Origin of the sequence: Paenibacillus sp. FSL K6-2859 (assembly GCF_038008265.1) — a bacterium.
In the GTDB taxonomy this organism is placed as follows: Bacteria; Bacillota; Bacilli; order Paenibacillales; family Paenibacillaceae; genus Paenibacillus_AQ; species Paenibacillus_AQ nitricinens.
On record NZ_JBBOYU010000001.1, the window covers coordinates 5422376 to 5446597 of the forward strand.

The window sequence follows — 24222 nt, forward strand, 5'->3', positions numbered from 1 at the left end:
AGGTGAGCTTACGATGGAAGTTCTCCCTGTTGCTCGCTGGCCTCCTGTTGTTCACGGTGAGCGTTCTTAGTGTGCTAGTACTACGCAGTATCCGTCACAACCAACGCATTGGACTAGAGCGTGAAATGGCGGAGATGACGAACCGCGCCGAATTGACGGTGAAGATGAGCTACTTGTCCGGGGAACAGGTTAGCTTGAAGGCATTCATGAAATATCGTGGCATGGATCTTTCCAATCGATTAGGGCAATCCAACGGACTGCATGTCCGCCTGTACGATGAGACCGGTGTCGAGATCGGGAATTCACTGCCTCTCGTTCCTTCCCCTGCTCTGCCGGATGCGCTGCAGTATGCACTCCAGGGCAAGATCGCTTATTCGGACGTTCAGGACGTGCTATATTATTTCACACCCCTCATGTTCGAGGAACAAATGATCGCTGTAGCCGAATTCCAGAAACCCGTGGGCGAGCTGCACGCCTTTTACCGGCAGACAAAAACAATGTTCCTCCTATCCGGCTCCATCGTTCTGTTAGCCAGCTTCCTGCTTGGCTTCCTCTATGTCTACCGACAATCTAAAGCTATAACTCGGCTCAAGCAGACGGCGAACAACATTGGAGCAGGAGCGTATATTGATCATGCACCGCTAGTCCGTAAGGATGAACTTGGCGACTTAAGCGAGGGCATTTATAGGATGAGCCGTGAGATTGAATCGAGCATGAAGAAGTTAGAAACGGAGAAAGCGAAGCTATCGCTTGTCGTAGACAAGCTGCAAGTGTTGGAGCAGCAACAGAAGCAATTCATTAATAATATTAGTCATGAACTTAAGACACCTCTCACTTCTATTACTGCATATGCCGATCTACTGGAGCTGTACCCAGATGATCCTTTACTGCTTCAGCAAGCGATTGAAAGCATTCGCAAGGAATCGTCTAGACTACACAAGCTAGTGGAAAACGCGCTGCGCCTTGCCTCACTCGAGAAGTACGAATTCGAATACCAGGCTGAAGCCGTGTCACTTGATATCGTGCTGGACGAGCTGGTCTCTCTGATGAAAGGCAAGGCCGACAAATTCGGACTAACCTTTCAGCTTCACACAGTACCAGCCACCATATGGGCGGAACGCGAGAGTTTAATACACATCTTCGTTAATTTGCTGGACAACGCGATCAAATACAACGTCCCCGGTGGAAGCGTCAATATTCGATTGTATACCGAACAGAATCAGGCAAAGGTAGAAATTGTTGATACGGGAATTGGCATTCCTTCTGAATCCCAGGAACGTATTTTTGAACCCTTCTACACCGCGAACAAGGCGCGTTCAAAAGAAACGAGAGGAAGTGGCTTGGGACTTGCTCTCGTTCAGCAATGGGTGGAGAAGCAAAAAGGAATCATACAATTGAAACGGTCGGACACCACTGGAAGCATGTTTGAAGTACAGTTTCCTCTCTATCATCATGATTCTGTATAAGTCCAACTTCTCCCTCCGCCAAGTCTCGGTACGTTTACAACTTGGAAACAATTCGAAATATTGTGGAGACATCCTGTTGGTACACTCTTATCAGATTTATAACACAACTTAGAAGGAGATACATCAATCATGAAGATGAAACAAATTGGGATCGTAATACTAGCGGTTGGGATCGCAGGCTGCAGCAGCACAACACAGAATAACGGCGGGGGAGCAACTAATGAACCGCCAGTTACCGTCATCGACAAGAACAAGCCAGAGAAGTCTGATTCGCAAACCGATAAATCAATCACCATGGATCAACTCGAGCGGCTTGACGGCCTGTATGCGCAAGATTGGCTGAACGAGAACGAATTGTTAATTGCCCAGACGAATCCGGACGCAAAGAAGATTGATTCTGACTCCGGTCCGATGAAGCCTGCCCAGCTGTACATTTACAATTTGAAAACGAAACAGGTCAAGGCGCTGAAACCAAGCGAAGACCGCGTGCATGAGAGTCCGATAGTCTCGCCGGACGGCCAATATGTCTTTTTCCATGAAAATACCTCGTTCATGATGGACGGTGGCCGCGGTGTCCTTGTACATGTGCCAACCGGAACTAGCCGACTAGTCACGGATCAGGATAAGGGCGGACAGGAATGGGGCCAGTGGACAGACTCCAGTCATCTGATCGTCGGCAACGGTAAGGGTGCTATTCTACAGGTTGGGACAGACAGTAAAGACGAGGTATTGCTTAGCAAAGATAAAAACATCATATTCGATTATGCAGCAAAGACCGGAAATACGCTCTTCTACGTCAACCCTAGTCTTGATAACACATTGTCGGCCTACAATCTGGAGACGAAGAAAGAGACGATCGTGGACAAATCCGTCTGGAGAATGTCGCTGTCACCTGACGGCAATCAGTTGGCCATGCTGAAGAGTACGGGGGATACGGAACGCACGCTGTTCCTCATGAACTCGAACGACACCTCGCAGCAGACTAAGCTCACCGTGACGACTCAGATGTACGCCTTCGATTGGTCCCCGGATAGCTCGTACTTGGCGTTCGCCGTGTATAACAAGGACAAGGACGGCATGAACGGTGTCTACGTTGCGAATGCAAAGACCGGCAAGATCGAGCAGCTCGGAGATTTCCAGGATGTCGCAACCGTCGCCTGGAGCCCTTCTGGCAAGCAAATAATGGTCTCGACGAGCACATTTGTGGATAACAAGCCCAAGCTGACGACTTATCGGCTTATGTTGAAGTAAGTAGGTCAAATTTCAAAAAAATGACAGCGAAATGCCAAATTAAAATCACTATGTTGATTACACCAACGGAGAACGAATATTACAATAACAAAAAAAAGCGTCCAACATATTAGTCATGACTAATTATGTTGGACGCTTTTAAAATTTGATTTTTTTCGATGTTAAGGTCCTAATAAATACAGAAGCAATTTTCGACAATTTCTTATTAACTGCGACTATCTAGAATAAGAGTAACCGGGCCCCAATTGGTCAGCGATACATCCATCATCGCTCCAAATACGCCCGTCTCTACCTGAAGTCCTCCAGCTCTAAGCTCTTGGTTAAAATAATCATAAAGTCGCTCGGCCTCCGCAGGTGCTGCTGCTCCCATGAAATTCGGCCGTCTCCCCTTACGGCAATCCCCGTAAAGAGTAAATTGGGACACTGAAAGAATAGCTCCCTCAGTCTCTGTAACACTGTAGTTCATTTTACCAGCATCATCTTCAAAAATACGTAGTCCTGCTATTTTATCCGCCAAATATTTGGCATCCTTTTCTGTATCTTCATGCGTAACGCCAACAAGCAGCATCAAACCTTTGCCAATCTCTCCGGTCACTGTCTCATCCACGGTTACTTTGGCGTCCTTACAACGCTGTACTACAACTCTCATCGTACTACTCGCTCCTTGCCCTATTGCATGATCCGATTCACTGTATATACATCCTTGACTCGTTTCACTTTATCTACAACGGATTGCAGATGCTCCGTGTTACGAATGAGAATGGTCATATGAATCATTGCCATTTTATTCTTGTCAGAGCGCCCAGTGACTGCAGAAATGTTCGTTTTACTCTCGGAAACTGCCTGCAGCACTTCATTGAGTAGTCCATTACGATCATGGCCTGTAATCTCAATATCCACACTGTAGTTCGCTTCCATCGTACCTTCCCATTCTACTTCAATCACTCTTGCCGCTTCTTCTCCATCACCTTCACCCGGAATGTTAGGACAATCCTGGCGATGTACAGATACACCCCGGCCCCGTGTAACATACCCTACAATATCGTCACCCGGCACCGGATTACAACATCGTGCAAAACGAACGAGCAAATTCTCAATTCCTTTTACACTTACGCCATTGGTGGGTTGATTACGTTTTTCGCCGGAAGACTTAATCTCTTTCATCTCTGAGGTGAGCTCTAAGTGATTAGCGGCTTCTTCCTGCTCTCTGCGCAGCTTCTCTGTCAAACGGGAAGCAATCTGCGATGCGGTAATTCCACCAAAGCCAACTGCAGATAACATATCCTCAACATCATTAAAAGCGAATTTCTTCGCAGCTTCTAATAGTTTCTCATCGGAAATCCACTCAGAAACCTCGACATTCAGACGCTTCAGCTCACGTTCAATCGCTTCGCGACCTTTTTCGACATTTTCCTCACGTTTTTCTTTTTTGAACCATTGCTTAATTTTGCTCCGTGCATGTGAGGATTGGGCAATCTTGAGCCAGTCGCGGCTTGGTCCGTAAGAATGCTTAGACGTCAGTATCTCAACGATATCGCCTGTCTTCAGCTTGTGATCCAGCGGCACGATTCGCCCGTTCACCTTAGAACCGATTGTACGATTCCCCACTTCCGTATGAATACGGAAAGCGAAATCAAGCGGTACAGAGCCCGCAGGAAGCTCAATAACCTCGCCTTTAGGCGTAAATACGAACACGAGATCCGAGAAAAAATCCATTTTGAGTGATTTTACGAACTCTTCGGCATCCTTTGCCTCATGCTGCAGCTCCAATATTTCCCGAAAAAAAGGCATCCGATTCTCTGGATTCACATTATTGCTGGTTCCTTCTTTGTATGCCCAGTGCGCTGCGATCCCGTATTCAGCCGTACGATGCATTTCCCAAGTGCGAATTTGCACTTCGGTCGGCTCTCCGCCAGGACCTACGACTGTAGTATGCAAAGATTGATACATATTGGCTTTGGGCATAGCTATATAATCTTTGAATCGACCTGGCATTGGCTTCCAAAGGGTATGAATAATTCCGAGGGTTGCATAACAATCCTTGATATTATCCACAATGATACGGATGGCCAATAGGTCATAGATCTCATTAAACTGTTTGTTCTTCGTACTCATTTTGTTATAGACGCTGTAGATATGCTTCGGACGACCTGAAAGATCACCTTCAATGCCCATTTCATCCAGCTTGGCACGAATACGGCCAATTACACTGTCGATAAATTGCTCACGTTCTGCCCGCTTCTTATGCACCAGATTAGCAATGCGATAATACTGCTGCGGATTCAAGTAACGAAGCGCAATATCCTCCATCTCCCACTTAATCGCGGAAATCCCCAGTCGATCAGCCACAGGACAGAAAATCTCCAACGTTTCGTAAGAAATACGACGCTGGCTCTCTTCAGATTGATACTTTAACGTACGCATATTATGCAGTCGGTCCGCTAGTTTGATAACGATGACCCGGATATCCTGAGCCATTGCAATAAACATCTTACGGTAATTCTCGTTCTGCTGCTCTTCCTTTGAGCGAAAACGGATGCGTTCCAGCTTAGTTAAGCCATCCACAAGCATCGCGCAGGTATCGCCAAATTTCGCGCGGATTTGTTCCAATGAGACCGTCGTATCTTCCACAACATCATGCAAAAGCGCCGCAACAATAGATATAACATCCATTTGCATATTGACGACAATATCTGCCACCGCCAGCGGATGCAGAATGTATGGCTCCCCCGACTTGCGGATCTGCCCGTGATGAGCCTGATCGGCAAATTCATAAGCTTCCCGGATGCGGAGAAGATCTTTATCTTTTATATAGGCGCCAGCCTTATCAATTAATCGCTCTATGCCCATTCTCGTCGTATCCGTTTCCTTTCTATAATAAAATGAACCCGCAATCATTCTGAAATCTGCAGGTTCCAATCATTTCGCAAGCAACTTACGCTCTTGTTCAAAGTTGTCTATAATTATGACGCTTACGAAGGATTACGTCAACACTTGCCATCTCATGGTATTCAAGAAGTAAAAGATATGAAAATCGGACAAATTAATAACACTTGTGAAAATGTTGTTGTAAAAATGTCCCGTTCTATTTAATCTAGTAAAGGCGGATTTTCGCTGGACAACATCATATCCATTAAGAAAGAGGAGTGAACTCCATTGCAACGCGAAATTCAAGTTAATGAAAAACTTCCATGGGGCCCCGGTTTTCTATTAAGCCTACAGCATTTGTTCGCCATGTTTGGCAGTACAGTGCTAGTGCCTAACTTGTTCGGGGTTGACCCTGGCATGATTTTGCTGATGAACGGTATCGGCACACTGCTATACATTTGGATTTGCCGTGGTAAAATACCTGCCTACCTTGGCTCCAGCTTTGCATTTATCGCCCCCGTATTATCAGTACTTGCCGATCATAAAGATGATCATATGAAAGGCTATTCTCTTGCTTTGGGCGCTTTCATCATCACTGGTGTTATCTTTGTGCTCGTTGCTTTAATCATCCGTTATGCTGGAACAAAATGGATCGATGTTGTCTTTCCTCCAGCAGTAATGGGAGCTATCGTAGCAACGATCGGACTTGAACTTGTGCCTGTTGCCGCGCGAATGGCAGGACTTATTGCCCCTGAAGGTGTTGCAGTTGCAGACTGGACTCCAGATGGCAAAGCAATCACGCTTTCTATGGTGACACTGGGCGTAACCGTAATTGGAGCTGTACTCTTCCGCGGTTTCCCAAAGATCATTCACATCCTCATCGGTATCGTAACTGGTTATGGTTTAGCTTATATTATGAAAATGGTGGATACGGCTACAATATCTAATGCGAATTTTTTAGCGCACCCTACCCTTGTTACTCCATCCTTCGATTGGAATGTTATCCTGACTATCATCCCAGTATCGCTAGTAGTAATCGTTGAACATATTGGACACTTACTTGTAACCAGCAATATTGTTGGCAGAGATCTGGCTAAAGACCCTGGACTTGATCGATCTCTGATGGGTAACGGGATATCTACAATTATCTCCGGTTTTATCGGTTCTACTCCAAATACAACCTACGGTGAGAACATCGGGGTTATGGCATTAACTAAAGTTTATTCTGTATATGTGATCGGTGGCGCAGCAGTGATTGCAATTCTGCTATCGTTCTCTGGTACTTTCACCTCCGTTATCGCTAACATACCGACACCTGTAATGGGCGGCGTATCACTACTGTTGTTCGGTGTAATTGCCGCATCCGGTCTGCGAATCTTCGTAGAGCAAAAAGTTGATTTTTCCAAAGCTACTAACATGATTATGGCTACGTTGGTGCTTGTTGTCGGAATTAGTGGTACAACCCTTACTATGGGTAGCGTAAAACTCAGTGGTATGGCTCTAGCTACAATTGTTGGTATCGTTCTAGCCTTATTCTTCAAACTCATTGAAGTTCTTGGACTGTCAAATGAAGGTGGAGAAAGCGATAAAGCAGCTCACTAATTTATTTATGAATTAATCATTCAAAAAGACTGCTTCAGATCCATTTTATGGATTGAGCAGTCTTTTTTTTGTGTCTCTTTTGACCAAAAAATTGAAAAACAGCAACCCTCCGCAAGTAGTGACAGAGAATTGCTGTTGTTTGCACTTTTCCACATGAATCGATACATAAATCCCGATTTATTTCCCGGGAAAAGACAATTATATCGTATTAATCTTCGTAATCAACTAATGTCATAACTTCAATTCCAGAAAGCTTATTACGTCCAGCAAGCTCAACCAATTCAATCAAAAACGCTGCGCCTACCACTTTACCGCCAAGCTGCTCCACAAGGCTAACCGAAGTAGCTATAGTACCTCCTGTTGCTAACAAGTCATCAGCAATCAGTACATTTTGTCCAGGCTTAATGGCATCCGTGTGAACAGCAAGTGTATCTTTACCATATTCAAGATCATATCCAACCTCGATCGTCTCATACGGCAGTTTACCACTCTTACGAATTGGCACAAAACCTACACCCAATGCATATGCGAGAGGTGCGCCAACTACAAAGCCACGTGCTTCCGGTCCAGCGATCACATCGATTTCTAAGTGGGATACAAGTGCTTTCAGGGCATCAATGGCCTGGCGATATGCATCACCGTCTTTTAGCAAAGTGGTGATGTCTTTAAAGCTAATACCTTCTTTTGGGAAATCAGGAATCACGCGAATACTATCTTTAAAATCCAAATTTTTCATCTCCTAAAAGTTTTGTTAGCATAGGCTACTTTGAGTTCGGTTCGACAAAACTTACTTCGTAAGCATCTGCTTTGTTTTGTTAGCATAGGCTACTTTGAGTTCGGTTCGACAAAACTCACTTCGTAAGCATCTGCTTTGTTTTGTTAGCATAGGCTACTTTGAGTTCGGTTCGACAAAACTTACTTCGTAATTATGATACGCCTAAACGGCGTGATAACATCCAATCCTGCAGTTCAGACAAGCTACCTTCCATGAAATACTGCTCCATTTCCGCAATCTGCCCCAGTCTGACAAAATGTCTTGATGCTGTAAGGCTTTTAGCTGCAGGCTGCGTAATAAAGGTCACACTTCCTTGACTTCTTTCGATAAAATCAAGCTCCTCAAACACATCTAGCATATTACTTAGCATTCGAATACTTAATGAGGATTGTCGACTTAGCCGCAGCAGCACTTCATGTTCTGGCGTCGCAACAGCAGTGATCGAAGCCAGCAATTTATAGAGTATTTTAAAATGATCCCGTGTCGGAATGATAAGTCGTTCTCGGCCATCCTTTATAGAATGCAAAAGCGCAATATTATCAGCATTAGGAAAAGCCTTTAGTAATGCGTCAAGTTGTTCAGGAGTCTCCGGCATATCCAGTAGGCATAACAGTGAGACATGCCCTGATTCCTGAATCGAATCATCCTTAATAGCGGCGCTAATGCCAGCTTCTTTATCATATACCCAGAAGGACATTCCTATCAATTCAGTCTGCGGAGACGTACGTCCACTCTGACACACTGCTGCGGCACGATATGGGCCAGCACCACTATAGGGAAGTAGCAGCTCTCTAATATGCGCAGCCTGCCGTACAGCGTCAGCAGCACCACGAAGATCAAACAATTGAGCATCCTGGACTGATAAATCCTGTAGCAGAAGCTGTGGTTTCCTCGAGCCATTCCATTCGTTGATCGACAGTTCAGCCAGCACATTGATCGGGGTGCCCACAGGGAGCAGCTTAGCCAAATCCCCTTTACCAAAAGCTAAGGCTTCGATCGTGCTCTTTCCCTGTTGCAAGACGATTTTCAAGTGTTTTCCGTCTTGCCCCATGGTGCGTGTCTCTTTCACTGTAGCCCCGCGAATGATGAACTTTGGCAATGGATTCGACATCCCGAAAGGTGCAAGCCTTTCCAATTCAAGCGCGGTCTGTAGGGACAAATCGGAAATCGGCACTTCTGCATCAGCAGAAGTAACAGGCACGAAATGCTCCGGTGTTAACACAGTAGCAGCGTATTCATTTAATGCCGCAGCGAAGGCTTCTAAGCCGTCCCGATGCAGGCTCATTCCCGCGGCTGCTGGATGACCACCGAAATGATCCATTAAGTCAGAACAAGAGGATAACGCCGCATATATATCAAGTCCAGGAATAGAGCGGGCAGAACCTTTGCACATGCCGGTCTCCGGATGAATATCCAGAATAATCACTGGCCGATAGTAACGCTCCAGTAGTTTGGAAGCCACTATACCTACCACACCCACATTCCAGCCTTGTTCAGCAAGAACTATGATGTCTGGTATTTCTCCACCCTGAGTCATCTGTTCCAGTTTTGCAGTGGCCTCCACTACAATTCTTTCTACAACCAATTGGCGTTCTTTATTAAGCAGATCAAGCTCCCCAGCCAGTTGCTCAGCCTCATCAGCATGCTCAGTTGTAAGCAACGCCACTGCCCGTCCAGCATGATCCAGACGACCACTCGCATTGATACGAGGCGCCATTCCAAAAGCGATATTAACCGCACTCACAGTACTCATGGTCACGCCGCTAACACCGAGTAAAGCACGGATACCTGGGAATCGAGAATTTCGCATACTGACCAAACCGTTTCGAACAATCTCACGATTCTCACCCAGCAGCGGCATTAAATCCGCTACAGTACCTATAGCAGCTATCTCTGCCCACTCATCTGGAGTTTCCTCCCCTAACATAGCCTGGGCGAGCTTATAAGCTACCCCTACACCCGCTAATCCCTTGAACGGGTAGGGGCAGTCGGGCAGCTTCGGATTGATTAACGTATAAGCCTCTGGGAGAAGCTCTGGAGGCTCATGGTGATCCGTAACAATCACATCAATCCCGAGTTCATTAGCGTAAGCAATCTGATGATAGGCGCTAATGCCAGTATCTACAGTAATGATCAAGGATACCCCCTGCTGTAAAGCCCAATCCAATGCATGATTATGCAGCCCGTAGCCCTCATTAGAACGGTGCGGGATATAAATATCAAAGGAAGCGCCCAAGTAACGCAGCAAATGAATCATTAATGCTGTACTGGACACACCGTCAGCGTCATAATCACCGTAAATCAGAATATGTTCTTCTTCTTTTAAAGCCTTTCTAATTCTGGGAACCGCTTCGGCCATCCCTTTTAGAAGGAACGGATCATTCGGAGCTTCCACACCGCCATCCATGAACGATAGAGCCTCATGTGGCGTATCAATTCCTCTAGTCACTAATAGTGAGGATAAGAGCGGAGAAATAGAAAGGCTCCGGGCCATATCCCTTACGACGTTGGGATCGGCTGCCGGAGATTGCCATCTTGTTTTTGAATAAAGCAATAGCGCTCACCTTTCTTTCACCTTGCGGACTACTGAAGCAGCGTCGGAATATCATTATCCGCCAATTCATAATTACTTTTGTATGGATAACCGGGATCATAAGGAACTACGTCCATATGTACCTCACCAACATGAACAAACCTGTGCTGCAGCAACTTTCTTGCACATTCTGAAATATCCTGTGCTTCCATCACCGTAATACGCGGATTTACACTGATCTTCACTTGCAGATTCACATAATTCCCTTGCTCAAGTGCCTTCAAATGTTCTACACGAATAACACCATGAACACGTTGTACAGTTTCAATAAAATTAGCTGCTTCCTCAGAAGGTAGCTCCTGCGCATTCTTAACACTAACAGTATTAACAATGAGCAGATAACCTTTACGTAGAATTAAGCATCCTGTTAAAAGTGCAGCAATAGGGTCCATGTAGAGTAGAGGATGCCAATAGGTCCCCCCCATTGATAACGATATCCCTACTAATACTGTGATAGAAGTATACAAACTGAAACGATGACTATTGGCATAAGCAGCGTGACTGCCATCCCCTATTTTTTTAAAGTACCGATATTGATATTGAAATACAGCTTCTTTAAGTACAATAGATAGCAAGACAGTTACAAGTGCAAGTTCTCCGCGAGTGGATGACTGTCCCTCGGTTAAGTCACGGATTGCAGAGAAGGCGATCTGCAGCCCCCCCATAAGAATTAATACCGAAAAAAGTATAGCTAAAAGCGGCTCCTTATTCCCTCGTCGCTCTTCTATCCGCTGCTTGCTCTTTCTGCTTTGTTCAGAGCGCCACGGGAGAATATCCGCCAATTTAGCTGCAGCATCTGCTCCCGAATATAATGCATCGCCCATTAATGCCTTGCTACCTGAAATATAGCCAAAACTCCCCTTAGCTACTGCCAAAGTAACATCGCTGATGATCCCTGTCCAAGCAACCGTCTTGCTTTGCGGTGATCGTTCTTTATTCATACGAGGCCCCCCTTACCACTAGCAAGTAATCTCATGATGATACAATACACATGACATACTACCCCAAAGATTTCGAAAGCCGCGTCGCATTTGACGCGGCTTTCTTAAATTATAAAGTTGATGTTTTTTTCATTCAAGTGTAGCCATGTTATTTTTCTTGAGACATTACCCTTTAGCCGGGCTTTTTACCTTTATCTTCTCACGCTTCTTAAGCAGTAACCAGAGCGGACTTGCAATAAAGATTGAGGAATACGCTCCGAAGAGCAATCCGATTACCATCGCAAGCGAGAACATCTTGATGGACTCTCCTCCAAGAATTAACAGGAAGAACGCCGCGATAAATACGGTAAATGCTGTGTAGAGAGAGCGCATAAGGGTCTGAGCCACACTCTTGTTCACAAGCTCTTTCAAATCTTCGTAAGTTTTCTGTTTACCAAAACGTAAATTCTCACGGATACGGTCAAAGATAACGATCGTATCATTGATGGAATAACCGATAATCGTAAGCACCGCTACGATGAACGTCAAATCCACTTCCAAGCGGAAAATGGAGAAGATAGCAACGACCATAAAAGCATCATGAAGCAATGCAACAATAGCTGCCAATGCAAACCGCCATTCAAAACGAATACTTACATAAATGATAATCCCTAGACAAGAAATGAGAACCGCATAGATCGCATTGCGTGCAAGTTCTTTAGACATTTCTGTATCCACAGTGTTAATCTCAAACGATGCTTTATCGTCAAGCTTCAAGATCTCTGTTTTAAGAGCTTCATCTTGTTGCTCATCGAGCACTTGATCATAACGAACGTTGACCCGTTCACTCCCTAACGTAATGCTTGGCTCACTTGAAATCCCGGATTTTTCAACTGCTGAATTAACCTCTTCCAATGTCAAATTCTTAGACAGAGAGATATCAACATTAGATCCCGCTTTGAAATCAACGCTATAATTCAATCCAAACGTTGCTAAGAAAATCAAACCTGCCACTGTAAGGGCGATGGAAAAAATATAGAAATATTTACTCAAATGTACGAAATCAAGCTCTTTCTTAAAGCGCACGGATATCACTCTCCTTAACACCGAAACTCTTCGGTTTGTTCAGCTTACCGGCTTTAACAAGCTGGCTAAGCAACCAGTGGGAGAAATAAAGATTCGTGGCAATACTCAGTACGATTTCTACGATCAGCACCAATGCGAAGCCTTTGACTGCACCTGTACCGAAGGCGAACATGACACCTGCCACAATAACAGTTGTGACATTGGAGTCCATTACTGTCCGGAAAGAGGATTTATTACCTGCTTTAACAGAGGAAAGCACACTTTTACCACTGCGCATTTCTTCCCTTATCCGTTCATTTGTAATGATATTGGCATCGACGGCCATCCCTATACCCAGAATAAATGCGGCTATACCAGGCAACGTCAATGTGAAGTCTGCAAAGACAAAGACTACAATTAGCAGCCATGTGTGCAAGATCAGTGCAAAACTAGCCAAGAGACCTGGCAAGCGATACATACCTATCATGAAGATAAGAATAATCAAAGAACCCAAAAGACCGGCTTTGATCGTTTGATCAAGCGATTGTTTACCAAGTGTTGCACCCACACTTTGGGAGTATTTCTCAGTAAGTTTCAGTGGCAACGCACCCAGATTAATAGTGTCAGCCAGTTCACGTGCTTCTTTAATTGTATACTGACCGGAAATAGACGCACTACCGTCGGTAAGTACTGCTTGTACCGTAGGGTCAGATAGCTTGTTCTCATCCAAATAAATTGCGAGATTCTTTCCTAAGAGTCGTTTCGTAATCTCTGCGAATTTATCCTTGTCCTTTATTTTGATACTGATGATTGGCTGATTCAGGTTATCCCGTCCAACCTCTGCCGCACCTTCAACAAAATCACTACCTACCAGTTCGATCTTGCTGTAAGTACCTTCAGCGTCACCATCAGCAGCACTACGGAAAGTCAGAACTGCAGGCTCCTTCATCTTCTTACGAACCTCGGCTTCATCAGTAACGCCTGCAATTTTCAGACGAATACGGTCAGTACCTTCAGTTGTAACCTCTGGTTCACTGGTTCCGAGCGCATTGGCCCGTTTCTCCAAACTTTCTGCTGTTTTCAACAGTGAAGCTCGGGACAACGCTGCTCCCGCTTCCATAGGCTCTGCATGGTACAAAATCTCAAATCCGCCTTTCAGGTCAAGACCAAGTCTAACCTTGTCCAGCAGTCCAGGAGTAGTAAATGCCATGACGCCTGTCAAAACGAGCACGGTAATAATAAAGCCCATTAGTCTCTTCATGCTCTAGCTAGTTCCCCTTTCATTCACTCAATATTCCTATTATAGCTACACGTGAAATGACCGTCAATTCACAGCATAGTCATAGCGATACTCACACAAAGAAACGGCCGCCCCTGCCCATATCAGCAAGACATCCGTTTATATAGGAGATGTGAAGTTATTATTATTCTCTTACTTTACTGCTTTATAAGGCTTTTCGCAAAGAAAAGAAGCGAGATGTTTATTGTTCAGTTCAACCCCCGATAAGCTGCAAGAGTCAAATAAGTCATGTAACTATTGGCTTTTAAGGAATAAATATCATTTACCAGCTTATGCAAGGGGGGCATTCCGTCCTTATCATAATTACGACTGATACAATCCCAAATATCCTTGCTGGTTACATACTCATAGCCGAGGAGCCGGAATTCTTCAGCTTTGCTGCGGCACATGGCTTCGATTTCTTCGCTATGTTGATCATGATTCCACTGTTCCGATTCCACGTGATGACACCTCCAAAGAACGCTCGTGTTCGTATGCTTACCATAGGTATTCGACCCAAGTTCTCTGCTTTCCTCCTTCCGTCACAAAAAGTTACAACTACTAAAACAAGGCATGCCGGGACAGGGGTATAGCATATCCATAAGAATAGACAAGTTGGCCAGCGTTTCATTTCATTTGGGGAAGAAGGCGTGACCTTTGAGGAAACAGAGCTTTATACAAGGAACTTTAATCTTGCTTGCCGCCGGCATCATTAATCGAATGCTTGGATTTATACCCCGAATTGCTTTGCCACGCATCATTGGAGCAGAAGGTGTGGGTCTATATCAGCTCGCGTACCCATTCTTTATCGTGTTGGTTACTGTTATTACAGGCGGACTTCCCCTAGCAATTGCAAAGATGGTAGCCGAAGCAGAGGGAGAGAACCGCCCTGAGAAATCGCGGCAAATTTTACGGACTGGCCTTACTCTTAGTGTCGGACTAGGAATCTTCTTTACCATTGTTGCGCTGGTCAGTGCTTCATGGGTCTCCAATGTGATCTTAACAGACCACAGAGTTTATTATACTTTCATTGCCATGATCCCAATGATTGGAATTGTTGCTGTATCTGCAATATACCGCGGTTATTTTCAAGGTAGGCAGAACATGATTCCTTCTGCACTTTCTTCAGTTTTTGAGTCTATCGTGCGAATATTTTTTATGCTGTGGTTCTCTTGGCTGCTGTTACCCAAAGGAATCGCTTTTGCAGCTGCAGGGGCGATGCTAGGCGTAACGGTGGGAGAGATTGGCGGAATGTTAGCCATTCTGTGGCAATATTATGTCATCACGAAAAGGGATAAAAAAACAACCCCCATCCTAGAACAGCAAATGATTGAGAAGGAAGTTATACCTTCTGATCCAGATGCCGTAATATCAACTTCTCCCATACTAAGGCGTTTACTAGGTGTATCAATTCCTGTTACGGCAAGCCGGCTTGTCGGTTCTTTTTCCTATCTACTGGAATCTATAATTACCGTACGTAGTCTTGCACTAGCCGGAATCGCAACAGCCGCCGCGACTGCTCAATATGGGTCTTTACAGGGAATGGTTATTCCCTTACTGTTGCTTCCCGGAGCGTTAACTTCCTCTCTCGCGGTTTCTTTGGTTCCATCCTTATCCGAGGCTGCCGCGAGAAAGGACCTGCCTACCATTCACAAACGAATGCATCAAGCGCTTCGACTAGCTCTTGTAACAGGGGCTCCCTTTGCTGTTCTTATGTATGTACTAGCAGTCCCACTATGCAACTTGTTATACGGAAATCCGGACACTGCTCCTATGCTAAAACTAATGGCCCCTTTCGCTTTGTTCATCTATGTTCAAGCCCCCTTACAAGCTGCACTTCAAGCTATGGACAGACCGGGAAGAGCACTCATCAATACTCTTATTGGGGCAGTAGTCAAAATCATTCTGATTGTTATATTGGCTTCACAGCCAGAATACGGAATCTACGGCGCAATCATCGCCATTATTGTGAACAGCGTTCTTGTTACTCTTCTGCACGGGTACAGTGTAGTCAGTCTAATTTCATTATCCTTACGAATAACCGATACCATTAAAACCTTATGTGCAATGATCATTATGGGAGCAGGCGTGCGTTATGTATACATCTCCATTCCCATTGCAGAAGCACAATGGATTCAATTTTTATTTGCCTCTGCGGTAGGAATGGCCCTGTATTTCGGTCTCAGTCTATTAGCTGGCCTTATTTCCCTTCGTGATTTGGATCGACTGCCTTTCATTAAGCGTTGGCTTTAGAATGGTCATCGATTATCCAAACGGTCAACATAAACTCGGCCTTTATGGTCTATGGAGCAAAGAAAAACATCCCGAAAATCGGATACTCCCTTTTGGCGGATCTGAGTTCTTAGCCAGAACCTTGTTTTCCCTATCATCTCTAAATTTTGATCCTGGACCTTTCCATCCATAATCAGTGGAATAGGAAGCCCTTCATATCTGATTTTGTTCTTTGGCAGCTTAACTTTCTGACTGCTTACATCTGCTTCCTCTTCGATCTTATTGTTCTCAGCAACTGAACTGCTATTGCCTGTCTGATTGGAAGATGACATTCCCTTGTCTTTCTCGAAAACGGTGAGCTGACCACTGGGCTCTAAAATCGCAAATTCCACATCAGCGGGACTAGCGATGTTCTGACCACGCAATTGTTGCAGCAGATCATCAATATTGTACCTTTGTTTACGCATTTCTCCCCGGTGCAGCTTGCCTCCAGAAATAAGTATGCTCGGTTTGCCGTCCATTAACAGCCGAATCTTTCTACTCTTAAGACTGAGCTGAGCAACCACAACTTGAATAATGACCAGTGTGGCCATCGGAACCAGACCTTCGTAAATCGGGCGATTAATATCCTCAATCACAAAAACAGCAATCTCAGCAATCATAATTGAGATCGTTAGATCAAATACAGATAGCTTACCGATTTCCCTCTTCCCCATGATACGCATGCACAGGAATATGAAGAAATACATCAGCACGGTCAAGAAAATATGGGTAGTGATATGCTGGGACATATAGCTTCGCTCCCCTCCACTCTCACCCGCAGACTTGTTTTCTCGGGCGGATTAATGTAACCCTATTCTGACCGCTCAGCACAGGGAACATTCGGAAGCTCACCTATTAATTAATGGTAAAAAGGCTGCAATGCCCATTCTTGTACTATTGGGGCAAGCCTTCCCATACAATGAATAATAACTTATGTAGATTATTTTTCTAAAAAAACTTTAGGAGGTTGTACCATGTATTTAATCCGGCGCCTGTTCTCATGGAGAATAGCCAATCCTGTATTGTCTGGCCTGTGTCGATCATTCCTTTGGATGCTGCTTGGCGCGTTTGTCCTCTCTCTTTTATTATGGGGCAGCGGTCTGAAGGAGCAGGATCTCTCAATGTACACTTATATAGTACACGGCATAGCCGCAGCATTCGGAGGACTAACCGCCGGTCGCAGAGCAACGAACAAAGGCTGGTATCAAGGAAGTCTTACAGGAATCTTTTACGGGATTATCGTTCTGTTAATTGGATTTCTAGCACTGGATAGCTCACCCTCTGGTGTTGACCTTCTTTGGGTTCTAGCTGCAGCAGCAATTGGTGCACTTGGTGGAATGTTTGGGGTTAATTTACAGAAAAGCTAAAATTATTATTCCATTAAATTCGAAACATTCCTTGGAAATATGTTAAACTGTGATCATCTGACTTCATAAAGAGAATCAAGGAGGCTTCGAATGCTTTGTTTTACCAATCAATGAATCATATTGTTTTGTACACAGTTGCATTAGTAGTGATATTAGTATGGATTGGCGCTCGTCGAAATCCAATCATGGCATTAGTTGAAATTGGGAAAGAGATGCTGCGATCCTATAAGTTTCTGCTACTGATGGTAGGCATGTTTGGTGTACTGGTCTTGAATAAATATGAACTACAAATTGAAGAAAAAATGCATCTTACCTCAGACTATACATCATTTGTATTTGGACTAGAGGGGCATTTTGTCCAAGCTGTTCAGGATATATTCTATAGTCCATGGCTAACGCCTATCATAGTTTTCTTCTACATTTTCATGCTTCAATCTGTACTGGCAGCTTCTCTAGGTGTCTATCTGTTAGATAAGAACCGTGTGATGCTGTACGCCACCTGCTATGCTATTATCATTAACTATGCTGTAGCTATTCCATTCTACCTATACTTCCCTGTAAATGAGGTATGGTCCTATGTACCTGCAGGCGTTAGATTTACTATGCTGGATGTATTTCCTAAGTTTGAGCAAGAGTACCGCCCTCTATCCGGTCTCAACAACTGCTTCCCGAGTCTACATACGTCCATTTCCGTTACGATGGCTTTACTGGCATTCCGTTCTGGAAACCGCCGGTGGATGGTCATTACGAGTATTTCCGCAGTCGTAATCGTCTTTGGTATATTTTATCTGGGCATTCATTGGCTTACAGATATGATAGGCGGCACTCTGCTAGCAGTCCTAGCTTCAACAGTTGGTGTACAGCTTGCCAAATTAACCTTACGGGGACGTGAAGAATCGCTCGCAGTTCGCAGCCGAATAACGGATATGCGTTAAACCCTTAGATCACGATAAAAGATGAACGTCAAAAAAAGCGGTGTCACTCTCTTAACGAGAAGACACCGCTTTTTATGTACTTATTAATAACGAAACTATACTTTCTCCTCCACATCCGTGGCAACGGAGTGACTAATGGAACCGCGATCAAAGGTCAGTTTAGTTACATCATTGACCCGTAGAACCACGATATCATCGGAAATCTCCATGATCGTACCGTGAAGACCACCAATAGTAACGATTTTATCGCCCTTTTTCAGAGACTTCAACATTGCATTACGTGTTTTGGTCTTCTTCTGTTGCGGACGAATCAGCAAGAAGTAGAATACTACAAACATAAGTACGAATGGACCTACGAGACCCAGTATACTACCTCCGCCTGTTGCTGCTGCATATTGAAACATATTTCTCCCCCCTTTCAAAGCACATTAAAACATGGACCTCAACGAAGCTTTAGAAGCCTTTAAGATTATCATATAATCCGTATTTAGCAAAAAACTCATCGCGAAAATCAAGCAGCCGATCTTCCTTGATGGCTTCGCGCACTTTACGCATCAAATCCAACAGGAAGTGCAAGTTATGGTATGTCGTCAATCTAAGTCCGAAGGTTTCATCGGCTTTGATTAGATGGCGCAAATAAGCGCGGGAATAATTCCGGCATGTATAGCAGTTGCACTCCGGATCAAGCGGCCCAAAATCGCGGGCATACTTTGCGTTGCGTACAACGAGTCTTCCCTGACTGGTCATCGTTGTTCCATTACGAGCAATACGGGTAGGCAGAACGCAGTCGAACATGTCCACTCCCCGGATTGATCCTTCCAACAGCGCATCCGGTGAACCAACGCCCATCAAATAGCGAGGTTTGCCTTGTGGCAGCAGGGGAACTGTATAATCCAGCACTTCATACATTAGCTGCTTGGACTCTCCGACGCTGAGCCCCCCAATAGCATACCCCGGGAAATCCATGGAAGTCAAATCTGCTGCGCTCTGACGGCGAAGATCCTCATACATACCACCTTGCACGATAGCAAATAGACCTTGATCATTTGGACGGGCGTGACTTTTCAGGCATCTTTCCGCCCAGCGTGTGGTACGCTCCAGTGATTTTTTCACGTAGTCATATTCCGCTGGGAATGGAGGACATTCATCGAATGCCATCATGATATCAGAACCAAGTGCGTTCTGAACTTCCATAGCTACTTCAGGAGACAAGAACTTCTTATCCCCATTTAGATGGGAACGGAAATGAACGCCTTCTTCGGTAATCTTGCGCATGTCACTAAGCGAGAATACTTGAAACCCGCCGCTATCCGTTAGAATGGGGCGGTCCCAGTTCATGAACTTATGCAGTCCGCCTGCTTCACGAACAATATCATGGCCCGGTCTCAGGAACAAATGGTACGTATTGCTCAAAATAATATGAGCATCCATCTCCTTCAGTTCTTCAGGACTCATTGTCTTGACTGTAGCTTGTGTGCCGACTGGCATAAATGCTGGTGTCTCAATCACACCATGTGGAGTATGGACTCTTCCAAGTCTTGCTCCGGATTGTTTGCACGTTTTGATGTGCTCATAAGTAATTGCTGCCATAAGTTAACCCATCCTCTTACCTTAGTAAATAAACATTGCATCTCCAAAGCTAAAAAACCGGTACTTCTGCTCTATCGCTTCTTCATAAGCAGCTAGAATATGTTCCCGACCTGCCAAAGCACTAACCAACATCACCAAAGTAGACTTCGGCAAATGAAAATTAGTAATTAACGCATTAACTACACTAAACTTATAGCCCGGATAGATGAAAATATCCGTCCAGCCACTACATTCCACTAATGGACCGCCTTCACATTGTCTTCCGACTGTTTCAAGTGTCCGACAAGAAGTCGTCCCTACCGCTATAATGCGACCACCTTGTTCCTTGGTAGCATTTATAGTATCTGCTGTTTCTTGAGACATTACAAAATACTCTGAATGCATAACATGCTCTTCAACCTTCTCAACAGACATCGGACGGAACGTTCCGAGACCTACATGAAGTGTAATATAAGCAATATTCACACCCTTGGCTTCAATCTGATCCAACAGTTCTTTGGTAAAATGAAGCCCTGCTGTAGGAGCAGCAGCTGATCCCTCATGCTTAGCATAAACGGTCTGATATCGTTCCCGATCATCGAGTGTTTCCTTAATATAAGGAGGCAGTGGCATTGTTCCCAGCCTGTCCAGAATCTCCTGGAAAATACCCTGATAAATGAACCGAAGCGTTCGTCCCCCCATATCAGCCTCATCCTCAATAACCGCACGAAGCTCATCACTAAAGATGATAACCGCTCCTGTCTTGAGCTTTTTACCTGGCTTTACAAGAGCTTCCCATCGATCGTCTCCCAGATTCTTAAGGAGAAGCACTTCAGCTTTAGCCCCCGTATCTTCTTTAGCCCCAAACAATCTGGCAGGAATGACTCTCGTATCATTCAGAACAAGCGTATCTCCCGGTTGAAAATAATTAATAATATCGGTAAAATGCCGGTGAGCCAGCTCCCCATCCTCCTTATTTACTAAGAGCAGTCTAGAAGAGCTACGGTCAGAGAGTGGTGTCTGGGCAATTAATTCTTCCGGTAAATTAAAATCATATGCGTCTACATTCATGGTCTGTCTTCATTCCTTAACTATAGTAACGTTCTGATAATAGTGTTGCAATATCTGCTTGTAATCATACCCGCTGTCAGCCATGCCTTTCACGCCCCATTGCGACATGCCTAGACCATGACCGTATCCTTGGCCAATGAACAGAAAGCCCGAACTGTTAGTAATCGCTCTGGCTGAGGAATCCCCCCCCATCACTACAGTTCCACTACCGTTCACATTAACCTTACCTGATGCAGAGAGTACACCTGCGCTCTGTGAACTTCCAATCGTGCTGGTAGCACCGTCAGCGCCTAATACAGTATAACTTCCGGCTGGTACAATATCAAACAATGTACTTGGCAATCCATTGAACGCAGAACGGAACATATCAGGATATTTCACATCCAGTGCCTGACCATTTGCTTTCACCTGAATCGCTCTTCCAGAAGGGCCGCGCTGAGTGACCTGCAAATTAAGGATGCTAGAAGGGAGCGTGCTAGTTGTTTTACCCTGCAAGCTTTTTAGAAGGTCGGCAGAGGTATATGGCCCTTTGATCCAGCTATAACTACCGGACTCATAGACTTTGTCTAGAACAACAGCATTCTCGCCCGGATTCAACTTGCCTACCGCACTTACACTACTTTCAACAGCAGGAAGGGGGCGCACATTGACATCTTTAGTGGTAGCTGTCGCTATATCCAGTCCCGCTGCTGTTTTATTTCCTGTCAATTTAATGTTATCCTCACGTGCATATCCAGAGGTTCCATTAGCGAGCAGTAAATAATACCACTTCTTAGCGGCCGCGGTAGCTGCGACATCCTCTTTGCTGGGAACGCTGGCAAACGCATCTCCACCATTGCCCCATACCTCCGATGGATCAGAGGTTACTCCACCACTGTTCGAGGAGAATACAGCCTCTATAACTTTACCACCACTCATCAATACTTCACCGGCAGTAGCATCCACTGCCTTAATAATAACTGGAGCCTCTGATCCGATTCCGTTATATACCTGACTCAATGTAGAATCTACTACATTCGCTACTTCGAAACGGTTGCCTTGCGCCATTGCATAGCTTCGGGCGGCGACAGCCTGAGCCTTTAGAGCTTCATCCGGCCAGCTGGAGGAAACCTCTCCTCCAACCACTGCATACAAATATTGTTCCAGTGGCACTTCATTGATAACCGCAAGGGAACCTCTCAAATTACTTAGCTCCATATTTCCACGGTAGGTACGCTTGGATCTTTCTTCGAGCTGAATTCCAGCCTCACTGCCAACGGCCAAAAATTTAGCATCATTTCCGGAAACCATATAATGATTAGCCTGTGTCTCGCTGCTAAGGTCCAGCCCAGCATCCAAACGCATGATTAACCCAGGTGAAGTTGCAGCGGACATAGCAAGCTGTGGCAATGCTGCAGACACTGTGGTCTGAACAGCAGCCAAATCTTTGTCGTTTGCAGCTTCGCCTACCCATACCTCAAACTGGGCACTGCCATCACTTCCTGAAAGAAACACCTTCCAGGCATCAAAACCAGCAGCTGTAATACTACTCAGAGCAGTATCAGCTTCTTGTTCCGAAGAATAGCGACCCGCCGATAAATGCTTATCCCCTTTCACCGCAGGGGTTTGATCAGCAGGAATGCCGAGTCCTGCCTTTACTACACGGGCAAGCCCATCCTTGGCAGCAGCTTCACTGACATAGACACCAGTATACAACTGATACACATTGGTTCCATTTCTAGAAATCATATAAATTTGAGGCTTATCAGAGGTAGACTGAAGCTTTTTAGCCGCATCAGCAGCTGTTTTCCAGCTTGAAGTCTCCATAACCTTTACTCTATAACCATCCACACTAACACGTATTCTGCTCTGGGCAGGCACCAATAACAAAGGAGTGCTCCCTGGTTGGTTTGACATCAAAGTGAAGCTTTGTGTCGATTGCATAGTTACTACTGGCACGGTAGATTTATATTTACTACCAATATCGGCATAAAGGGCAACTCGAATCGTACTATTAGAATCGGCATGACTGGCGCCCGCAGGGATCAAGAGACTTCCCACAGCAATCGCAGCTGCCAGCAATCCTTTGCTTAGTGGAGCTATTCCTCCCCATTTCATCTTCGTATGCTTCATCCAGCATCCTCCTTTTAAATGTAGTTACTGACTCAGTGCTGCTCCGGAGGGAGCGGAAGGCCTAAGTGATGATAAGCGGCCGGGGTTACAATTCTTCCACGAGGGCTCCGCTGCAAGAACCCTATCTGCAGCAGGTAAGGCTCATAAACATCCTCAATCGTCTGACTTTCCTCACCAATTGTAGCAGCAATCGTATCCAGACCTACAGGACCGCCACGAAAGCTTGAAATCATTGCTCTTAACATCTTATGATCGATGCTATCCAACCCACGTGGGTCTACTTGCAGCATCTTCAGGGCTTCCCCGGAAATCTCCGGGGTTATAATCCCATCGCCGCGAACTTGAGCAAAATCACGAACTCGCTTCAGGAGCCGGTTCGCAATCCGCGGCGTTCCACGGGAACGAAGCGCTATCTCTTCCGCCGCATCTCCGACAATCTCAATCCCTAAAAGATCTGCATTTCGAGCAACAATGAAGCTTAGCTCATCTATGGTATAGAACTCCAAGCGGCTGACCACTCCGAAACGATCTCGTAGTGGCGCTGACAGCAGGCCAGCACGTGTGGTAGCACCTATAAGTGTAAAAGGCGGCAAATCCAATCGTACCGAACGGGCACTTGGCCCTTTGCCGATCATGATATCCAGCGCGAAGTCCTCCATCGCCGGATACATTACCTCCTCCACCGTCCGGTGTAAGCGGTGAATTTCATCAATGAACAGCACGTCGCCTTCCTGCAGGTTCGTCAGCAGGGCGGCTAAATCTCCCGGCCGCTCTATAGCAGGACCGGATGTTGTTCGTAAATTCACACCCAGCTCATTGGCGATAATGTTCGCAAGTGTTGTTTTACCGAGACCTGGAGGCCCGTAGAGCAGCACATGATCCAGCGCTTCACTTCTCATTTTGGCTGCTTCGATATATATTTTCAGGTTTTCTTTCACCTGATTCTGTCCGATATATTCTCCCAGATAACGAGGGCGTAAGCTTAATTCTACGGCTTGCTCGTCCATCATTAAATTAGCGGATATAATCCGGTCATCCATTCCTATCGCTCCCTTTCTTCAGGATGTGTTCGGTT

General features: G+C 45.3%; 21 protein-coding genes. 7 read left to right on the plus strand and 14 right to left on the minus strand.

Annotated elements, in window-relative coordinates; genetic code table 11:
* The first annotated feature begins 2 nt into the window (after window positions 1-2).
* From MHB64_RS24235 to MHB64_RS24245, 3 genes are all read left to right on the plus strand, one after another.
* Complete coding sequence (locus tag MHB64_RS24235) at window positions 3-1466, plus strand: sensor histidine kinase (protein ID WP_341135527.1); 1464 nt, start codon at window positions 3-5, stop codon at window positions 1464-1466.
* Between the two features lie 220 nt (window positions 1467-1686).
* A complete protein-coding gene (locus MHB64_RS24240; RefSeq protein WP_341135528.1) occupies window positions 1687-1809 on the plus strand; it encodes a hypothetical protein in 123 nt (40 codons plus the stop codon).
* Between the two features lie 143 nt (window positions 1810-1952).
* Window positions 1953-2717, plus strand: a complete 765-nt coding sequence (locus MHB64_RS24245) for a TolB family protein (RefSeq protein ID WP_341135529.1) — start codon at window positions 1953-1955, stop codon at window positions 2715-2717.
* 205 nt (window positions 2718-2922) lie between these two features.
* Here MHB64_RS24245 and dtd read toward each other — a convergent pair whose 3' ends face one another.
* Both dtd and MHB64_RS24255 read right to left on the minus strand, forming a co-directional pair.
* Window positions 2923-3366, minus strand: a complete 444-nt coding sequence (dtd, locus tag MHB64_RS24250; protein ID WP_094873663.1) for a D-aminoacyl-tRNA deacylase — start codon at window positions 3364-3366, stop codon at window positions 2923-2925.
* 20 nt (window positions 3367-3386) lie between these two features.
* Window positions 3387-5567, minus strand: coding sequence for a RelA/SpoT family protein (locus MHB64_RS24255; RefSeq protein WP_042132407.1), 2181 nt, complete (start codon window positions 5565-5567; stop codon window positions 3387-3389).
* A 306-nt stretch (window positions 5568-5873) separates the two neighbouring features.
* Here MHB64_RS24255 and uraA point away from each other — a divergent pair, with 306 nt between their 5' ends.
* On the plus strand, window positions 5874-7187 hold the full coding sequence (gene uraA / locus MHB64_RS24260) for a uracil permease (RefSeq protein ID WP_341135530.1): 1314 nt from the start codon (window positions 5874-5876) through the stop codon (window positions 7185-7187).
* 208 nt (window positions 7188-7395) lie between these two features.
* Here the strand turns inward: uraA and MHB64_RS24265 are convergent, their stop codons facing one another.
* The 6 genes from MHB64_RS24265 to MHB64_RS24290 form a co-directional block, all read right to left on the minus strand.
* Complete coding sequence (locus tag MHB64_RS24265; RefSeq protein ID WP_094873659.1) at window positions 7396-7914, minus strand: adenine phosphoribosyltransferase; 519 nt, start codon at window positions 7912-7914, stop codon at window positions 7396-7398.
* Between the two features lie 199 nt (window positions 7915-8113).
* Window positions 8114-10516 carry a single-stranded-DNA-specific exonuclease RecJ gene (recJ, locus tag MHB64_RS24270; protein WP_341135531.1) on the minus strand — a complete coding sequence of 801 codons (2403 nt, stop codon included), beginning with the start codon at window positions 10514-10516 and terminating at the stop codon, window positions 8114-8116.
* Window positions 10517-10545: 29 nt separating this feature from the next.
* Window positions 10546-11496, minus strand: coding sequence for a cation diffusion facilitator family transporter (locus tag MHB64_RS24275; protein ID WP_094874237.1), 951 nt, complete (start codon window positions 11494-11496; stop codon window positions 10546-10548).
* A 165-nt stretch (window positions 11497-11661) separates the two neighbouring features.
* Window positions 11662-12561, minus strand: a complete 900-nt coding sequence (secF, locus tag MHB64_RS24280; protein WP_094874236.1) for a protein translocase subunit SecF — start codon at window positions 12559-12561, stop codon at window positions 11662-11664.
* Complete coding sequence (gene secD / locus MHB64_RS24285; protein ID WP_341135532.1) at window positions 12551-13801, minus strand: protein translocase subunit SecD; 1251 nt, start codon at window positions 13799-13801, stop codon at window positions 12551-12553. The genes secF and secD overlap by 11 nt, the downstream gene beginning before the upstream one ends.
* Window positions 13802-14028: 227 nt before the next feature.
* The gene (locus tag MHB64_RS24290) at window positions 14029-14280 is read right to left on the minus strand and encodes a post-transcriptional regulator (protein WP_042191115.1); all 252 of its coding nucleotides are present in this window, start codon (window positions 14278-14280) and stop codon (window positions 14029-14031) included.
* Window positions 14281-14476: 196 nt separating this feature from the next.
* Between MHB64_RS24290 and spoVB the strand changes: the two genes are divergently transcribed.
* Window positions 14477-16072, plus strand: a complete 1596-nt coding sequence (gene spoVB / locus MHB64_RS24295; RefSeq protein WP_341135533.1) for a stage V sporulation protein B — start codon at window positions 14477-14479, stop codon at window positions 16070-16072.
* Window positions 16073-16077: 5 nt separating this feature from the next.
* Here the strand turns inward: spoVB and MHB64_RS24300 are convergent, their stop codons facing one another.
* Complete coding sequence (locus MHB64_RS24300) at window positions 16078-16842, minus strand: DUF421 domain-containing protein (protein WP_341135534.1); 765 nt, start codon at window positions 16840-16842, stop codon at window positions 16078-16080.
* Between the two features lie 225 nt (window positions 16843-17067).
* Here MHB64_RS24300 and MHB64_RS24305 point away from each other — a divergent pair, with 225 nt between their 5' ends.
* Together MHB64_RS24305 and MHB64_RS24310 are read left to right on the plus strand one after the other, a co-directional pair.
* Window positions 17068-17460: a TIGR04086 family membrane protein gene (locus MHB64_RS24305; protein WP_042191121.1), complete on the plus strand. Its 393-nt coding sequence runs from the start codon at window positions 17068-17070 to the stop codon at window positions 17458-17460.
* Window positions 17461-17570: 110 nt separating this feature from the next.
* On the plus strand, window positions 17571-18395 hold the full coding sequence (locus MHB64_RS24310) for a phosphatase PAP2 family protein (protein WP_341135535.1): 825 nt from the start codon (window positions 17571-17573) through the stop codon (window positions 18393-18395).
* A gap of 95 nt (window positions 18396-18490) precedes the next feature.
* On the opposite strand, the gene yajC is transcribed toward MHB64_RS24310, so the two are convergent.
* Genes yajC through ruvB form a run of 5 tightly spaced genes read right to left on the minus strand, consistent with a single transcriptional unit; the run spans window position 18491 to window position 24187 of the window.
* Complete coding sequence (yajC, locus tag MHB64_RS24315) at window positions 18491-18799, minus strand: preprotein translocase subunit YajC (protein WP_042191123.1); 309 nt, start codon at window positions 18797-18799, stop codon at window positions 18491-18493.
* A 49-nt stretch (window positions 18800-18848) separates the two neighbouring features.
* Complete coding sequence (gene tgt / locus MHB64_RS24320; RefSeq protein WP_042130504.1) at window positions 18849-19985, minus strand: tRNA guanosine(34) transglycosylase Tgt; 1137 nt, start codon at window positions 19983-19985, stop codon at window positions 18849-18851.
* A 21-nt stretch (window positions 19986-20006) separates the two neighbouring features.
* On the minus strand, window positions 20007-21035 hold the full coding sequence (gene queA / locus MHB64_RS24325; RefSeq protein ID WP_341135536.1) for a tRNA preQ1(34) S-adenosylmethionine ribosyltransferase-isomerase QueA: 1029 nt from the start codon (window positions 21033-21035) through the stop codon (window positions 20007-20009).
* Window positions 21036-21044: 9 nt separating this feature from the next.
* Window positions 21045-23147 carry a SpoIID/LytB domain-containing protein gene (locus MHB64_RS24330; protein WP_256990032.1) on the minus strand — a complete coding sequence of 701 codons (2103 nt, stop codon included), beginning with the start codon at window positions 23145-23147 and terminating at the stop codon, window positions 21045-21047.
* Window positions 23148-23179: 32 nt separating this feature from the next.
* Window positions 23180-24187, minus strand: coding sequence for a Holliday junction branch migration DNA helicase RuvB (gene ruvB / locus MHB64_RS24335; RefSeq protein ID WP_042191128.1), 1008 nt, complete (start codon window positions 24185-24187; stop codon window positions 23180-23182).
* Between the last annotated feature and the right edge of the window lie 35 nt (window positions 24188-24222).

Bases quoted from the DNA above. Each gene is read 5' to 3' on its own strand.
- MHB64_RS24240 (WP_341135528.1), top strand. From the start codon at position 1,687: ATGAACCGCCAGTTACCGTCATCGACAAGAACAAGCCAGAGAAGTCTG.
- dtd (WP_094873663.1), bottom strand. From the start codon at position 3,366: ATGAGAGTTGTAGTACAGCGTTGTAAGGACGCCAAAGTAACCGTGGAT.
- MHB64_RS24255 (WP_042132407.1), bottom strand. From the start codon at position 5,567: ATGGGCATAGAGCGATTAATTGATAAGGCTGGCGCCTATATAAAAGAT.
- MHB64_RS24275 (WP_094874237.1), bottom strand. From the start codon at position 11,496: ATGAATAAAGAACGATCACCGCAAAGCAAGACGGTTGCTTGGACAGGG.
- secD (WP_341135532.1), bottom strand. From the start codon at position 13,801: ATGAAGAGACTAATGGGCTTTATTATTACCGTGCTCGTTTTGACAGGC.
- MHB64_RS24300 (WP_341135534.1), bottom strand. From the start codon at position 16,842: ATGTCCCAGCATATCACTACCCATATTTTCTTGACCGTGCTGATGTAT.
- MHB64_RS24305 (WP_042191121.1), top strand. From the start codon at position 17,068: ATGTATTTAATCCGGCGCCTGTTCTCATGGAGAATAGCCAATCCTGTA.
- MHB64_RS24310 (WP_341135535.1), top strand. From the start codon at position 17,571: ATGAATCATATTGTTTTGTACACAGTTGCATTAGTAGTGATATTAGTA.
- yajC (WP_042191123.1), bottom strand. From the start codon at position 18,799: ATGTTTCAATATGCAGCAGCAACAGGCGGAGGTAGTATACTGGGTCTC.
- tgt (WP_042130504.1), bottom strand. From the start codon at position 19,985: ATGGCAGCAATTACTTATGAGCACATCAAAACGTGCAAACAATCCGGA.
- queA (WP_341135536.1), bottom strand. From the start codon at position 21,035: ATGAATGTAGACGCATATGATTTTAATTTACCGGAAGAATTAATTGCC.
- MHB64_RS24330 (WP_256990032.1), bottom strand. From the start codon at position 23,147: ATGAAGCATACGAAGATGAAATGGGGAGGAATAGCTCCACTAAGCAAA.
- ruvB (WP_042191128.1), bottom strand. From the start codon at position 24,187: ATGGATGACCGGATTATATCCGCTAATTTAATGATGGACGAGCAAGCC.